Consider the following 909-nt stretch of genomic DNA (forward strand, 5'->3'; position numbering starts at 1 on the left):
TAACGCCCGCATCAGGTGCGCCGAAGGCGTCACCTGGATGCGCTTGTTAGGTGTTTTTTGCACTTTTTTCATGTTCTATTTTACGCAGTACTACATGAATTGTTGATAGATAAAAATAAAACATCCAGCTCAGCCAAATTGCAGCATCATATGATGTTTTTTGCTTATCATTGTGGTGGCGAATACCAAAGTTATTAGCAATATTGAAAAGATCATTTTCGTCTTTCTTTGTTAAGAGAAAGTGAACATCAGATTTCAAATATTCCAAGACGTCTGCTAAATCACGTACTGCCTGACGTCGATCATCAATAGATGAACCATGCCTTCTAAATTTTAGAACAGCTGCGTCAATTCGATCTGTGATATTGTCATCACTGGAAGGCACATCAGCTTGAAATATTCTTTCAAATCCTACTTCTGGTTTTTCAAGAACTTGCCCATTTGCTGATAACTCAAACCGTCTTTCATAATGAGAAAGTAATGAATTTATCTTTTCTCTAAACTCTACTTGGCCTTCATATTTATTGAAGGTTTCCCAGTGCATTCCACATTCACCCCAAGAATGCATTGTTCCCTCAATCGGCTTTGAGACATATTGAAATAGAAACTCAATAACGTCAAAGAGATCATCTTCTGAATAATGATAGGCTCTAGGTTTTATGGGCCATAAATCTTTCTTTCTCAGGTTAAGTAAGATTTCAAGCTCTATATCTTTAACTTTCCCCGGAATAAATCCTGCATCTACACAGTGAGAGCCAAATGATTCATCAAAGTAGCCATCATCTTCAAGAACACCAAAAGTTCTTATAAATAGTTCAATAACATCATCAAGTGGTAGTCCATCCATATTTGGATTTACTCCCACTCGCTGTGAAAAATATTGATGTTGCACGATTTCTCCTAAAACAC

The 909-nt window shown here is 36.9% G+C and carries 1 protein-coding gene; it reads right to left on the bottom strand.

The window, feature by feature from the left end; translation table 11 throughout:
- Window positions 1-46: 46 nt before the first annotated feature.
- On the bottom strand, window positions 47-909 hold an 863-nt coding region (locus tag ACY2RQ_RS19465; protein WP_490114673.1), incomplete at its 5' end, for a hypothetical protein.

This window comes from Parendozoicomonas sp. 209JJ7-1 (assembly GCF_058147085.1).